Origin of the sequence: Paenibacillus cymbidii (genome assembly GCF_004764705.1) — a bacterium.
In the GTDB taxonomy this organism is placed as follows: Bacteria; Bacillota; Bacilli; order Paenibacillales; family NBRC-103111; genus Paenibacillus_AN; species Paenibacillus_AN cymbidii.
This window is the reverse complement of the sequence record NZ_SHLX01000009.1, coordinates 14,559-29,696: the sequence shown is the minus strand read 5'-3', so window position 1 is coordinate 29,696 and position 15,138 is coordinate 14,559. Positions and strand designations below refer to the sequence as shown.

The window sequence follows — 15,138 nt, the reverse complement described above, 5'->3', positions numbered from 1 at the left end:
CCTCCAATTCTATTATTTTACATTATCATTTCAATAGTATAGTGGAAGCCCCCATTATTTGTCTATCATCTTAAATGACTAAACAAAAACACGCCATCCGTGTCAGGATGACGTGCTTCGTCATTTTGCGAGCCGATTCGGAATTTTTTATACCGTAGCCAGCGCGTCGCGTTTCAATTGCTCTACCTTGTTCGTACGCTCCCAAGGCAGGTCCACATCGGTGCGGCCAAAATGGCCGTATGCCGCCGTCTGGCGATAAATCGGCTTGCGCAAGCCCAGTTCGCGAATAATGCCGGCCGAGCGCAGGTCAAAATTTTTGCCGATGACTTCGACAAGCTTGTCGTCGCTTACTTTGCCTGTGCCGAATGTGTCGACGCTGATCGAAACCGGACGAGCAACGCCAATCGCGTAAGCGAGTTGGATTTCGCATTTGTCCGCGAGTCCCGCGGCAACGATGTTTTTGGCTACGTAGCGTGCTGCGTACGCTGCCGAGCGGTCGACCTTCGTCGGATCCTTGCCGGAGAACGCGCCGCCGCCGTGGCGGGCGTAGCCGCCGTATGTGTCGACGATGATTTTGCGGCCTGTCAGGCCGGCATCGCCTTGCGGTCCGCCGATAACGAAACGTCCCGTCGGGTTGATGAAATATTTGGTCGCCGCATCCAGATATTCGGCTGGAATAACCTTCTTGATAACATGTTCCTGAATGTCCTTCTGGATCTGCTCCAGCGTGATCTCTTCCGCATGCTGCGTGGACACGACAATCGTGTCGACACGGAGCGGACGGTCGCCTTCGTATTCGATCGTCACTTGCGTTTTGCCGTCCGGACGCAGGTATGGAAGCGTGCCGTTCTTGCGCACTTCCGACAAGCGCCGCGCCAAACGGTGCGACAACGCGATCGGCATCGGCATCAGTTCTGGCGTCTCGTTGCAAGCGAAGCCGAACATGAGGCCTTGGTCGCCTGCGCCAAGCGCTTCGATTTCTTCGTCCGTCATTTGCCCTTCGCGAGCTTCCAACGCTTTGTCGACGCCCATCGCGATATCTGCAGACTGCTCGTTCAGCGACGTCAGAACAGCACAGGTTTGCGAGTCAAAGCCGTATTTGGCGCGAGTATAGCCGATTTCCTTGATCGTGCGGCGCGCAATCGCCGAAATATCGACATAATCCGCCCGGCTGCTGATTTCCCCAATGACCAGTACAAGCCCTGTTGCTACCGAAACTTCACACGCTACCCGCGCGTTCGGGTCCACTTCAAGGAAAGCATCCAATACCGCGTCGGAAATCTGGTCACATATTTTATCCGGATGGCCTTCCGTTACCGATTCCGAGGTGAACAGCCGGCGTTTGTTTGAAGCCGTCATCTTCCCATCGCCCTCCCACATAAAAAATCAACCTTCTCCAAAACCGGAGGAGGTTGTTGATTACGAACCTACTGACAAACATAGTACTGTATTTGTCGATCACTGTCAATGAATCATGTATCATCTGCACGCAGTTTGGGAAATCTTAATATGACGGCTTTTTCTCCGGCCATTCACGCTTGGAATGAGGCCAAATTATGATAAAACCTCTATCGAGGCCTCTCAGGATGAGCGACCGCGTTCAGTGGTAGGTTTTATCGCCAATATGAATTTGCATTTTTTCGCCTTGCTCGAAAACTTATTGATTCACATGTGGTAGCGAAAACAGCGTCTCTTCCGCTTGTCGAATCAACCGGCTCGTGATGGCGCCGCCGACGGCTCCCGTGTCACGGGAGGCAATGTGCCCCCAGTAATCTTCCTTCACGGAAGACACCGGAATGCCACCCAGCTCAGTTGCAAATTCCTCGTTCGCCCCGAACGCGGACAGCCCTTGCTTGCCGACCGGCAGTCCGAGCTCCGCTGCGATCTCATACTTCAATGCGTCGAGCGCCTTATGGCATCCTGGCACGAGTTGTTTTCCCTTTGCCATACGTGCTCACCTCCTTGGTTGTGGTGTGCCTTTATTATGGCTCCACGCCGGAAGGTCAACCTCATAAGATTATGTCAGCCGGGAAAAATGTTGGTGCCAGGCGCCGCGGCGCTCGTTGCTTTCCTATTTAACTTCGTATCCGCCACGAATCATAATGTAAATTTCGTCCTTGAACTTCGGATCCGGCTTCAAGCCACGCCCGTCGCGCGGAAAGATCAGCAAATGGTTGTTCTCTACTGAAGAACCCGGCAAAATGTCCTTGCCCGACGTCGCATCGGTAATCCCGTTCGTGTCGCTGCTGAAGGCGATCACTTTGCCCGTTCGCACGATGGAATCCGCCCCCGCGTCCACGTAGAGCGTCTGGTTGGGCTCGAGCTTAATGATGGCTGTGGTTACTCCCGCTGCTTCCGTAGCCGTGGGCGTAGCCGACGGCAACGGCGTCGGTGTTGGTGTCGGCGCAACAGAACCGCCATTTAGCAGCTTGCGGATCTGCTCGTCGACGTAACTCTTCGTGACAACAGGGTCGTCGACCGATCCCGGTTGGGTGGCGCTGTCGGCTTGGGTTTGTTGAGATAATGTCGATCCTATGAATGTTGCAGTTGTAATTGCAAGGATCAGAAGGATTGAGTTTCGTAGTCGTCTCATTTACAATATTCCCTCCGAATGGTTCATTATAAGGGAAAAGACTTCCCCGCAAAGCTGAAGTCTCTTCCCTTTGAATGTATCAGTTTCCTATTGTAACAGGGATGCTTGTAAAACCGTCCGTCTGTGTTCTTGTGTATACGCCCGAATAATCGGTCAAAGAAGTAAAATTTAACGTATAATTCTTATTAATATCTAAATCCTGAAACTTGATCGCTAGAGTCGTGGGATTTACTAGGCTTACGCTCAGCGGTGTCTTGATGGTTACGGTGTTACTCCCATCTCTGGTCTCCAGATTGTAGTTGCTGGATGACAGGTTCATACCCGATGCGGTTAGTTCTTTATGCAAAGCTACCAACACCACATCGCTTCCGACAATCTTCGCACTTGTTATCATTGGCTTGACATTGGCATCAGCCGAACCGTTAAAGTTGTATACTATTGGCGCAGATGGGTAATTTCCATTCTGATCTTGAATGGAGTTAAATATCGTTAGTTTATATGAATTGGAATTGGTAACTTCTTTCCCTACTGGCAAGAACAGCTTCACATAATACGGCGCAGCCGAATCGATGTAAGCATTTGCGACCGAGGAATAGAACCCACTGTCCGTTATGCCTTGAATTGAATAGATGGTTGAATTCATTGCAGTCAATAAATCCACTTCACGATCGAAATATACAAGCAAAGATGATTTATCCGCCGCTGTAATGTTGATAATTTGCAAATCCTTTATCGATGGTATTCCTTGACCGGCAAAACCAACCGTTGACTCTGTGATCACCGTTTGATTAAAGATGTCATTCACATTTTTCACAACAACCTTGTAGTCGTTATCCTTGCTTAGATCGCCCGCTAGCGATATGTGTATGAACTTTCCTTGCCCAATGTTTGGAACAGATGCTTTCAGTACACCATAAGGCATGCCGCTCGTACTCGTTACTGCATAATTGCCTATTTGCTCTGCTGACACAGTATCAATCTCTCTGCTAAATTCCAATGCAATGGTATTTGAATCAACAGGAAATACATTTCTTATTTGGAATGGAGTGTTCTCTTCGTTGCTCCCGGAGAAAGCTACGGTGCTAGTGGTTCCTGCATTCAGTCGAACACCGTAAATGCTAGTCACATCACCACTGATTTTCAGCGTGTAAGTAGCATCATCACTAATGTAATGATCTTTCAGATATATACTGACCACATTATTGGCGGTCGGCAATGCCCGAATGGTCATGGATGTAAAACTGCCGCCAATGTAGTCCTGGTTATTTTTCAAAATTTGATAATAAGCAGGGAAGGCAATATTTCCATTGATCGGTTGCGTAAAATACACGTTCAGCACATTTTTACTTACCGGAACAACTTTGCTTACTTTAAACAAATCCGATTTAATCTCTGGAATCTTATAACCTTTGAATTGTGCCGTTTGCGAAGAAACGACTCCATCATCATCGGCTACCTGGGCTACCTGGATCGTATATGGAACATCCGACTTCTGCAACGATGTTGATATGGTTATGGAATGGTCGGTTTGCTCTTCAATCTTGGCACTTATCGCATTCGACACGGCTGAACTTTCATATATTTTGATCGCATCCGCCGCGACGGCTTTCACTTTTTTGTTAAACTCCACTGTAACCTTTCGTTCGCTGACTGCAGTAGCGCTTGTTATTTTGAGTGGAGTATAGCCTTTGAAGGATGATTTCACCGAAGTATTATCGTTACCTTCTGCATCAGTGACATTTGAAACTTCCAGAGAGTAGTCTTGATCCGCTTTTTGTGCTGCAATCTGAATAACGGTTTCAGTACCAGTTTGCTTGACAATACTCACGTCAAGCTTAGTCGTCGGATTCCCCGTTTCAAAGACGCTGATTTGATTAAATACCAGCGCTCTGATCTCTTCATTCCATATAATTTTCAGTTCAGTATCACTGACGTGCTGGATAGAGCCGATAGCAGTTGGAATAGTATCACGAACCAAGCCGAGATCGGCCGCAGTCTTGCGTTCGATGATATGATTGTTGACCAATACATCGACAATCGTCGCTTTAGCCCCCTTCAATGGAATCGTAAGTCCCCGATATAAAGTACTCACGACATCTTCCCGCAAAAAATCTGTGTTGTCCTGCGTTTGAGTTTTATACTTCGCATCCGAAACCAATCCGACGGAATACGCAAACAAATATACGGTATCCCATGTAAAATCGGTTCCTTCTATGTAGCCGAGCGCTCCCAGAACAAGTTTGAAAAACGCTTTTTCGCTCACATACTCATCCGGATAATAATTCCCGTCCGGGAATCCACTTATAATCTTCTCAGCCACGCAATACCCCACACTAGCCGCGAACCAGTCCGTATTTTTCACATCGCCAAAAGAACTGGTTGCATACTGTTGCTGATTGGCTGTGACGTATGCCTCTTTGCCGAGAATACGAACAATAAAAGTAGCGGCTTCACTTCGTTTTAATTTTCCAGACAAGTTAAAACTAACACCATCACCTTGTAGTAACGTGAGTTTGTTTAGTGCAGCAACCTTGGAATCAATTGAAGCATCGGCTGAAACAAACATCGCGCTATTAAGAAATAATAATACAGCAATTAAATATACGAAGGCCTTTTTCATTCTATTCACCTCAACAATTTAATTAGGTATCTGTTCTCTTTACTACTCTATTAGACGCGATCCCGATCAATTTGTTGCTGTAGTAAATGAATTGTATTTTTACGGCTTATATTTTCCTCTCCCCTTTTTGAACAAAACACAAAAAAGGAGAGAGTGGAAACCCACTCTCTCCTTTTTTGTGAAGTAATTATTGACCAAATACAGCGTAGGAATCTGCATTAGATCCATTGCCGTTAATGCCTTGCAAGGTTGTCAAGTCCACATCTACTTTACCTACACCGCCAGCAGTCAACGTTGCTGCAAATGCAGGATTCAAAGTGTACTCAATCGTGGTGATATAAGCTGTGTTCGAATTACCTACAACTGTGCTACCGTTTTTCGCTACAACACCGTCGATATTAGCCGGCAGCAATGTTGTTGCTACACCGCCAACAACTACAGTAATTTTGAGTTCTTGACCTGTGCCAATACCATAAGTGCTTGTATTGACATCATTAGGTGTCTTAGTCTGCATGTTGAAAGTAACTGTAATTTTTCCTGCCGAGTAAGTTGCGCTAGTTACTGCAACTTTCGTCGAAGCGGCAGAGCTAATTGCAAACTGTTTCGAAATCTTGTTGGCTCCATCTTTAACAGCCGAAGTACCCGTTGCATTCTTGATCGAAGTAGCCAGACGGAGGAATGCACCGTTTGTAGCTGTTTTAATTGTTTGGTTCAACGTAATTGTTACCGAGTTATCGGTGGAGCTATAAGTGATTTCACCGATATGCGTTAAGCCGCTGAAAGCTGCGTTATCGTTCATGGTAACTGCGGCTGGAACGGATTGACCATCTACAATTTCATAGTTGGTTTTATCCAGTACCGAAGCAACGTTCGGTGCAGCTTGATTATTCATCATCGTCGGGTAGTAGACCTTCAATGTCTTCTCATCCAACGCGATTACCGAAACGTTCTTCAAATCAGCTGCAGCAGTAGTATTACCTGCGAATTGCACTCTGTAAGCTCCGGACGAGTAGTTTACTGTCACGTAATTGTTCGCAGTTGCGGCTACTGCAGTGTCGCTGATTGCTTTAGAACCATTGGCCGTAGTATTTGTGCCAGTCAAAGTTGGGTCTACTACGATCCAGTAAGATCCATTAGTAGCAAGCGCAGTGGACAACGCAAAGTCGTATACTCGTTTCGTCGAATCCACTGCCACCGCACTGCTCAGTATATTGCCAAGAACATTGTAAGCTGCAGTGTTAGTAGATTCTACGCTTGCAAACGGCGTACCGTTGAAAGAGACCGCTTGGTTGAAGTACAGACGAAGCGTTGTGCTGTTCAGCGCCAAAACGTTATCAATCGTAATTTTGGCTGGCGCCGTTTCAATCGGCGAGAACAGCTTCGAGTTAGAGCTCGTGAACTTGTTCGTGTCGCCATTCAGACGGAACGCAGCATCAGCGACGTTTTTGTTAGCCGCAGCAAATGCACTCGCTGTTTCAATACGAACTACTAGTGCGTTTTTGTCTGTTGCATCTTGGTAAGCATACTCGTTCAAAGTCGACAAATCTGTAGCAGTGCCATTACCATGCACATAAGTCAATGCGCCAGCAACCAATGTGTTGTCCGCACTGTTCCAGATCGCTCCTTTGATCAGCGAACCGGTAACATCTCGGTCGAAGAACACTTTGATCGTTTGGTTGTCAAGTGCAATAACGCCCTGAAGTGCCGGTACTCCTACTGCGATGCCTTTACCAACAAAGTCTCTGGATACGCCAGCCGAATCGGTAACTACTCCATCAGCATTCAGCAAACCTTTGACTGTCAGTTTATACAGCGTCCCAACGGTCAATTTCGGAATCGTCAATTGCACTTTAGTTGCAGCCGACTTAACTACCTTTTCAGGATATCCAATGCTGTTATCAATTGTGTATAAGGATACGTCAGTAGCGTTAGAGCCCACGGATTGGTTGAATTCAACTTCAATTACAGTATCCGATCCATTCAAGTATGCAATCGAGTTGATTGCCGAAATCTTAGCTGCTACAGCAACGCCCGAGAAAGGAACTACATTGGCGCTGCTATCCGTCTTAATTGCATTGCCGTAAATGTCTTTCAAGTTCGTGACAGTTACACTGTAGAGCACTGTTTTGAGAGCTCCGACCGTAAGCGTAACTACTTTGCCGTCGGTGCTAAGAGCCGCTTTGGAAACAGCAACCGCTGCTTTATCGCCATAGGACTCAGCGATTACGTAGTTAGCTACGTTCTCGGCATCTTCCTTAACCAATTTATTCGGGAAGTTCAACACTACAGATGTGTTGCTTGCAGCAACGCCGTTATTGACTGTGTATGTGAAAGCTGCTGCTGGTTTAGGCGTTCCCGTGAATGTTGTGCTATTGACGGAAGCGTCTTGATCCTTACCATAAAGTGTCTTCAATCCAGTTGCTGTTACTTTGTAAAGTGTTGCAGCTTTTTGAGCGCCAACCGAGACAACAATCGCTTTCTTGACTTCACTTGCTGTCAACTTCGTGCCATTGTTGAGCGAATTGTTATCGCTAGTAGTAGCGAGTCTCGCATCAGTAACCGTCAATACTGTTTGGCTGCCGTAAGCTTCTTCAACCTTGAAAGCGGCAGCGTTAATTGTAGCCGGATCAACGTTAACGTTGAATTCGATTGTTACTTCGTCCGGATTGTTCGAGTATGCTTTTACCACTTTCAGTGCTGCTGTGCTTGCAGCAATACCCGTGAACGTCTTATCAGTGCTGTTGTCCATTTTGTTGCCGGCAAAGTCAGATGCACCGGAAATTGTTGCGCCATACAGCGTAAAGTCCTTCTGATCAGCTGTTGTCAGAACAACAACGTTGTTTGCCGTATACTTGAAGCTTTTCACTTCAAGAGCGGTTTTGGAGCCGTATGCTTCGGCAAGGACGAACGAAGCACCTTCCAGAGAAACAGCTTCGTTAAAGGTAACCGTTACTTCATAGGCGTCTGTACCCTCAACTGTGGAAACTGTAGGTTTCGCAGTATCAACTGCTTTACCGCCGAAGTTAATCGATTTCGTAGCGCTCGTTAACGTATAAAGCGTTCCTACTTTTGTATCAGCGCCAAGAGTTACAAGCAATGTTTTGCTGTCCGTTACATAAGGTGCAACCGCTACTGCGGATACTGCCACGTCTGCGCCTGCAGCATCTTTCACTGTGACATTCGTTGCAGCAACATCTGCAGTTGCAGCAGCAGTATTCAATTTCACTTCTACTACTTTGCTGTTCAAAGCCACGGCTGAAGCAAGGTCAAGACCTTTAGCTGCCGGTGTCGGCGTTGGTGTTGGTGTTGGTGTTGGTGTTGGCTTTGTTATCACTTCATAAGCCGAGTAACCTGCTTCTACCAAAGCGCCGCGAAGTGCTGCTTTCGTGTAGTCAGCTGTTGCAGGAATGAGCTTCGCGTCAAGAGCCGCTTGAACATAACCTGCTGCCCAGTCGGAAGTGCCTGGAACTTTAGCACCAGCTACTGGTTTCAGATCGAAGCCGCGTACCAGTACAGTTGCCAGTTGCTCGGTAGTAACGTCAGCCGACGGCATGAACTTGCCAGCGTCGCCTTCCATCAAACCTGCTTTGGTAACTGCGCCGATAAAGCCGGCTGCCCAGCTTGCGCCGTCAAGATCGCTGTAAGCTTTGCTAGCAGCAGCGGCGTCTTCACTCAGGCCGAATACTTTAGCAAGGATTTTCGCGAATTGTGCGCGGGTCATTTTCGCATCAAGATGCGGAAGACCGTCTTCGTCGCCTTCGAAAATGCCTGCAGCGACGAGCTGATCGTATTTCTCTTGGGTTGTGTAGGTTGCAGACGTTGCTGTTGCGCTGGAATCGCTAGTGGTTGTTGCCGTGTCTGCCGCGAACGCGGATGCAGCCATGGTAAATACCAAAGCGATGGCCAGAATCAAAGATAAACTTTTCTTCATAACCTTTTTGTCTCCTCCTCGAAATAACGGTTGTTGAGAGTTTTCTTTAAAAGATGAGCTCGATTCCCTCATTGGCCGATTCACCCCCTTTCCAGAGTTGAGCGGAATTATGAAATAAAGTCTGCGGCTGATACCGCAGAAACTAGGAAACTAGTAAGTATGGAGATAGAGAAGTCGACACCACTTTAACATTATACAATGGCGCCCATACCCCGTAAAGAATATTTTGTGAAATTTACCCAACAATCCGTTGACATTACACGGTTTTCGCATGTATTTCACAGTATTAAACGCTCGCCCCGGGAAAAAGTTGCGGCACTCGTGAAAATAAATTAACGTTTCCTGTGTTGCCGGGTTGTGCCAGTCACGTTATGAATTTCCGCCACGAAACTTAGTATACATGGAACGAATGCGACCGTCACCGTCAAACATTTTCCATCTGCGGGCTCGCCACACCTACTTACCCAACCTCTTCCAAGCAGAAACAAACTGCCGGACGAATGCCGGCAGTTTGTCGCGGACGCAGGGCCAAAGGCCTGTTATTTCGGTATTTTCTTGTATTGGCGCAGCACGCGAATCGCCACTTCCGCCGCCTCGGCGCGGGAGAAGTTCTCTTCCGGATCGAAGCGTACGGTCGGTTTCTTCTGGCCCTGCAGGAGCACGTTGTCCTTGCCTTCGATCAACCCTGCCTTCGTCACCGCTTCGACAGAAGTGCGGGCATAGATGTCGATACCGTTGGCGTCGGTGAACGTCTTCTGCAGCGACGTAAGCGCCTTGATGTCGTCGGAGCCGATCTTCAGGTTCGCCGCCCGGGCAATCATGACCGCCGCATCCTGACGCGTAATCGCGTCGTCCGGCGCAAACCTGCCGCCGTCCATGCCACGCACGACGCCTACCTTGGCTGCCGTTTCAATGTACCGGTAATCGTAGAGGCCGTTGGTAAGCGGATTGATCCGCAGCACGTCAGTGAATGTCGGCGTCTCTGTATATTGAAGCGGAATTTCGAAAATCTTCACAAGCAGCGTAGCGAACTCGCCGCGGGTAATCGGATCTTCCGGTTCAAACGCCGCGTTCGACTTGTTAAGCATATATCCTTTGGCATACAAGGTGTCGAGTTGATCTCGAGCCCATTGGTGCCCGGTGACGTCGTCAAAGCTTTGGTCCATGTACATGACCTGATAATAGCCGAAGCTCTCGAAAGGAACCGTGATCGTATGGGAGCTCGGTTCGATCACGCCGCCGATGTTCTTCCAGCGGAATTGAGTGACTCCCTTGTAGTCTTCAAAAATATCGTAATGATACACCGTCAGGTACTTCCAAGCGTCGGTGCGAATCGATGGATCGTATTTTAATGTCAAGGTGCCTCGCTCGGAAGGAACGACAAGGTCTTGCTGCGACCGGGCGTAGAACTCGTCCGTATCGTAAGGGTCACGGCCGCTGCCGGTGAGCGCCTTCGTCCGGTCGGTTTCATCCGCGGCGATCGTGCCTGCGTCCGTCCAGAACAGCGGGCTGGCCGGACGGAACCGGAACGTCGGCTCTTCCAGCAGAAGCGCCCCCTCCGTTCCGATCACCGGATTCGGGTTGTCCACTTGCCCATCCGTCGGCGAAGGATGCTTGATTTTGTCGACACGTCCGTCCGCGTTGGAGGCAATGCCGAACACAATTTTGCGATCGGTGGTCAAAAATTGATTGACGCGTGTCGAGTCGTTGCGCATCAGATTGACGCCTTTGGGAAACTTAAGGTTAAGCATGCCGTCGAACGCCTTGATATCCGACTTGAGCGCCGACTTGAACTGCGCGCCTTCGATCGGCGTATCGGAGTTGAAGACAACGAACTCGCCGTTGATTGTCTGCGTTCCTTGCGTCACCGTAAATTTCACGTTGTTGGCGCCGACCTTCAAGTCGTTCATTTCATAAAAGTAATGTACTTCCTGCAGCCCGGTTTCGGGATCCGTAACAATTCGTTTGATCGCTTCATTCTTGCCGAAAGTAATCTTGTCGGCGTTCTCCGACTTCATCTCGATTTCGACGAAGTTGCCGTTGATCGTTGCCTGATCCAGTCCTTTGCCGTTCTTCGCCAGCGTCGGATACACAATTTCGTATGCGAGCGGCTCACGATTGATCGTCACCGTCTTCGTCACGGTAACGTTGGACGAATTCGTGATCGCCAGCTCGAACGTCGTCGCTCCCGTCTTGGACAACATGATCGGGCTGGTCGTAAATTGCAGCGTTGTCGGATCGATGCTGTCGATGAAGGCCGGGTTGTCGGAAATCGGATCCAGCTCCGAGAAGCTTGACCCATACCGGCGATCATAGAGCGTTTCCCAAGTGTTCGGATTGGACTCGTTCTTGCGCTTGACGGTCAGCTTCACTTCCGTTGCGTTGGCGAATTGACCGGTCAGAATAACATTGCGTTCCGACGTCGCATAGTTGTCCGGCAGCTTCTGCGGCACGTACTTCGGCACATCCGTCAGTTCGACCGGCTTCATATTCAAAATTTCCGGCGCATCCGTACTGAATTTGAAAATTTCGATCGTCGTGCTGGTCGTCAATTGATTGTTGATGTAAATCATCAGCTTCAGCTGATTGCGGCCTTCATGCAGCGGCAACAAGGCATGATTGAAGGTGGAATCGCTGTTCGCCTCGATGTATTCCGTCGGGTTGTCGGATGTAACCAGCTGCACGTAGTTCTTGCCAGCCATATCCGCCGGATCGAGCGGCAAGGGGCTCAGCGGCGGCATATTCACGAAACGCCCTTCCAGCGTCGGGATGTCTTCTCTTACGATCATGCCGTTATACACGTTGTTCAGAATGATATAAGGCGTGTTGTTGATGTTCAGCATGTAAGATCTGCGGCCCGAATAGTTCTCCGCCGAACCGTCCGAAGGAATGAACGTTACCTGCGTTCTGCCGTTCGGCAAGGTAGGCAGATCGAATTCGAACATATTGAACGTTTCGTTCGTTTCCGAATCAATCTGGGTTGATGCTCCGCCAAGCGAATCTATCCCGACCTGGCTGTCGCCGATATACATTTTGACATCGGATGTATTGATGTTCGCCATTACATACAGCTTGGCCGGCTGCTCGTCGATTTCGCTGTCCGCCGTTCCCGACAAGGTCATGCCGGTGAGCGGATCCTTGTAATGCACATGGTCTACGTACGGCTGGATCGTATCGATATACGTAAAGTTGAACTTGGTCGAAGGCGCTGTATCGATAGCCGAATTATAGAACCGGAACTCGAGAATCTGGTTTCGGTCGTTCGTCGATACGGGAAGCGACTTCTGGAAATCGTATACCTTATACCGGTTTACCCGCGACAGCGTCGGGTTCTCGCGCAGGATGGACGGCGTCGTCACCGTAAATTTCTGCGGCGTTCCCTGCACTTCGTTGCCGGCGTATACGATCGATACGTCATAAGTGCCGTTGGCCAGAAAATTCGATGTGAACGGGAACAGCAGTTGCCCGCTGGCATTCATCGAACCGCCGCCCAAATCGACCGACGGAGCCGTTGGATCGCCTTCCGGGCGGAACCGCAGCTTGTAGTTGTCGAGCACATAGCTGCTTTTGCCGAAACCGGCGCCGGTTACCGCAATCGTACCGGTCATGTTCATATCGACGTAGTTAGGCGCGATCTTCGTCATTTTCGGTCCGACGACCGAAATCGGGAACGAAGCAAGCGCATAGGGATTCGCCTTGTCGCGGAGCGTGATGAAGTAGTTGCCCGCATTAAGACTCGGAATGCTGATCGTTGCGGTACTGCCGTCAGGAGCGTCAATGACGCTCACTACGCCTGACACGGCTCCGCCGGTTTCGCTAAGCATTTGCGCTACAAGCTGCGTCTTGTCCGTCGGCAGGTTGGTGCCTTCGACTCTCACTTGCGATGCGCTGCCGGTGGCAATTTGCCGCGGATTCGTGGAATCCGTCGTAATCGGGTACATATTGTTGATGAACTCCACCGGCGTCGACGGGGCGGTATCATCGACATACTGGGCGCGTACGACCGCTGTTGGCGATGTTACCGTGTAATCCGTACCAATGTCGTCCCCGTTCTTGAACTTGGGCCGCACGACCAGATGAAGCTTCCAATCCCTCGATTTCACCGTCGGGTTATCCGGATCATAGTCGCTAAACAACTGAATGCGTTCGCCGCTCTCGACCCGCATCGTCATGCTGGACGGCCCCAATTCGACATATTCGGGATCGATGGGAATCGGAAGCTCGTCGTTGCGGTTGTCGTACGAATTGCCGCTATACAAGGAAAGCTCTATGATTTCATCCAAATTCGACGGCAGCGATGTTCCGGTAACGGAAAAATAATAGTCGCCGCTAGCCAGCGTAGATACGTTGACCGGCACCTTGGAAGTAATCACAGGCTGTGCCGGAATCTTATCCAGGATCTGCAAATAATTTTCCGATAACGGAATGTTGTTGACTGAAGCGCGGAGCTTGTACTCGCCTTCGCGCAGGCCGGCTGGGAGCGTATAAGTGCCTGCGTCGATTTGCACGGAGGCGTTGCCGATCACCACTTGACCGGTCAAATCGGTAATTTCCACCTTGACGGAAGGAGTGGCACCCGATGTATCGATGCCGCTCAAATCGCCAACCTGGGCGGTATCCCCTTCGTGCACGGGGATGGCCGGCGCTTCGACATCCAGATAGGAGCCGTTGTTTACATTGGATACGGGAACCGAACGCGACAGGTCCGAATACAGAACTTTATCGTTCTCGTCCCGCACCTCAACCGCATAGTTGCCGATTAGGCCGCCTGGAAGATCGAAAAGTGCGACGCGGCGGTCCAAGCTGATCTGGGGATTCAGGTATGTGATTTCAGACCCGCCTTGTTTGATGGCGAGTACAATAGCATCATGCAAAGCAGAGCCGACAACCGAAACAAGCATCTTGCCGTATTCGGAGTAAAGCTTGGTCGGATTGACGGCCGTCACCGACAGCGCCTGATCGGCATTGCCGACGTCGTAGCTGCCCAGCTTCTGCCCGTTCAGGATCGCGTCGACAAACCGGTATTTCGGTTGCCCCGATGTGTTGAGATCAATCTTCAGCGATGTGGAAATGTCGACTTGTCCGGTACCGGACGCGGAGTTGATCGTCGGCGACGAGATCAGATCGTATTTGACCGGATCGGCGACCGACGAATCGTTGTCGCTGATCTTGGCGTTGAAGGCAAACGGTTTGCCGTTGTCGTAAACGAAACGTTTCGTCGTCTGATACGAGCGCTGCGCGTTCCGCGCCGTCATCGAGATGACGTTGTCGCCCGGCTTCAGCCGGAACGTCGCGGCCGAGCCGGCCTTGTTGGCATCGTCGGCGGAGAAGAAGAACGAACCGTTGCTGAAGAACGCATTCTTCGTCTGGGCGTCGCCCATGACGTTAACTTGCACTTCCGACGCATTGGGTGCCTTGCCCTTGATGCTGATTGCCGTGGAACTGCTAGGCACGTCCGGGAAGAACTTGCCGTCCAGGAACGGCTGATCATTGATCGTCAAGTCGGAAATGGTCGTCGTCGGGGTAAAATACACCCAGGCCGGCGAGGAGGCGATACTGTTCGTGTCCCCCAGCTTGACGACGATCTTGTTAAGACCTTCGGTCAACTGGACATTGTTGAAAGTAATATCAAACGAACCCGGCTGGTGGTAAGCATGGTTCTTGTTCTCCACCACGGGTGCGGCGCCAGTCGTTACGTTCGTGATCTCGTAATACATATTCGGCACTTGCACATCGCTGATATTCTGGATGGTTGCTTCGACCGTAATGCGCGCCGAAGTGACGCGCGGAATGCTCGCGTCTTCGGTAGGGGCCGGTCTGCCGGAGGAGATGTCGAACGCCGTCCACCACGGTGGCTTGATAGTAATGCGCGATACGTCGGCCATCGCCGTAAGCGGCGCAAGCGCGGACAGCAGCATGGTGGCGAGCATAGTCGTTACAATCGTCATGCTGAGCCACGACTTGGATTTCTTCTTCACGTGCAGTACCTCCCTG

6 protein-coding genes are annotated in these 15,138 nt (G+C 50.0%); all 6 read right to left on the bottom strand.

Features of this window, described 5'->3' with window-relative positions:
* Positions 1-147: 147 nt before the first annotated feature.
* Positions 148-1,359: a methionine adenosyltransferase gene (metK, locus tag EXY20_RS13955; RefSeq protein WP_135552031.1), complete on the bottom strand. Its 1,212-nt coding sequence runs from the start codon at positions 1,357-1,359 to the stop codon at positions 148-150.
* A 298-nt stretch (positions 1,360-1,657) separates the two neighbouring features.
* Entirely contained in the window at positions 1,658-1,948 is a 291-nt protein-coding gene (locus EXY20_RS13950; protein WP_135552029.1) for an alpha/beta-type small acid-soluble spore protein, read from the bottom strand.
* 123 nt (positions 1,949-2,071) lie between these two features.
* Positions 2,072-2,593, bottom strand: coding sequence for a hypothetical protein (locus tag EXY20_RS13945; protein WP_135552027.1), 522 nt, complete (start codon positions 2,591-2,593; stop codon positions 2,072-2,074).
* A gap of 79 nt (positions 2,594-2,672) precedes the next feature.
* A complete protein-coding gene (locus EXY20_RS13940; protein WP_135552025.1) occupies positions 2,673-5,213 on the bottom strand; it encodes an S-layer homology domain-containing protein in 2,541 nt (846 codons plus the stop codon).
* A 187-nt stretch (positions 5,214-5,400) separates the two neighbouring features.
* Complete coding sequence (locus tag EXY20_RS13935) at positions 5,401-9,144, bottom strand: S-layer homology domain-containing protein (protein WP_167859214.1); 3,744 nt, start codon at positions 9,142-9,144, stop codon at positions 5,401-5,403.
* A gap of 539 nt (positions 9,145-9,683) precedes the next feature.
* The gene (locus EXY20_RS13930) at positions 9,684-15,122 is read right to left on the bottom strand and encodes an S-layer homology domain-containing protein (protein ID WP_167859213.1); all 5,439 of its coding nucleotides are present in this window, start codon (positions 15,120-15,122) and stop codon (positions 9,684-9,686) included.
* Positions 15,123-15,138 lie beyond the last annotated feature (16 nt).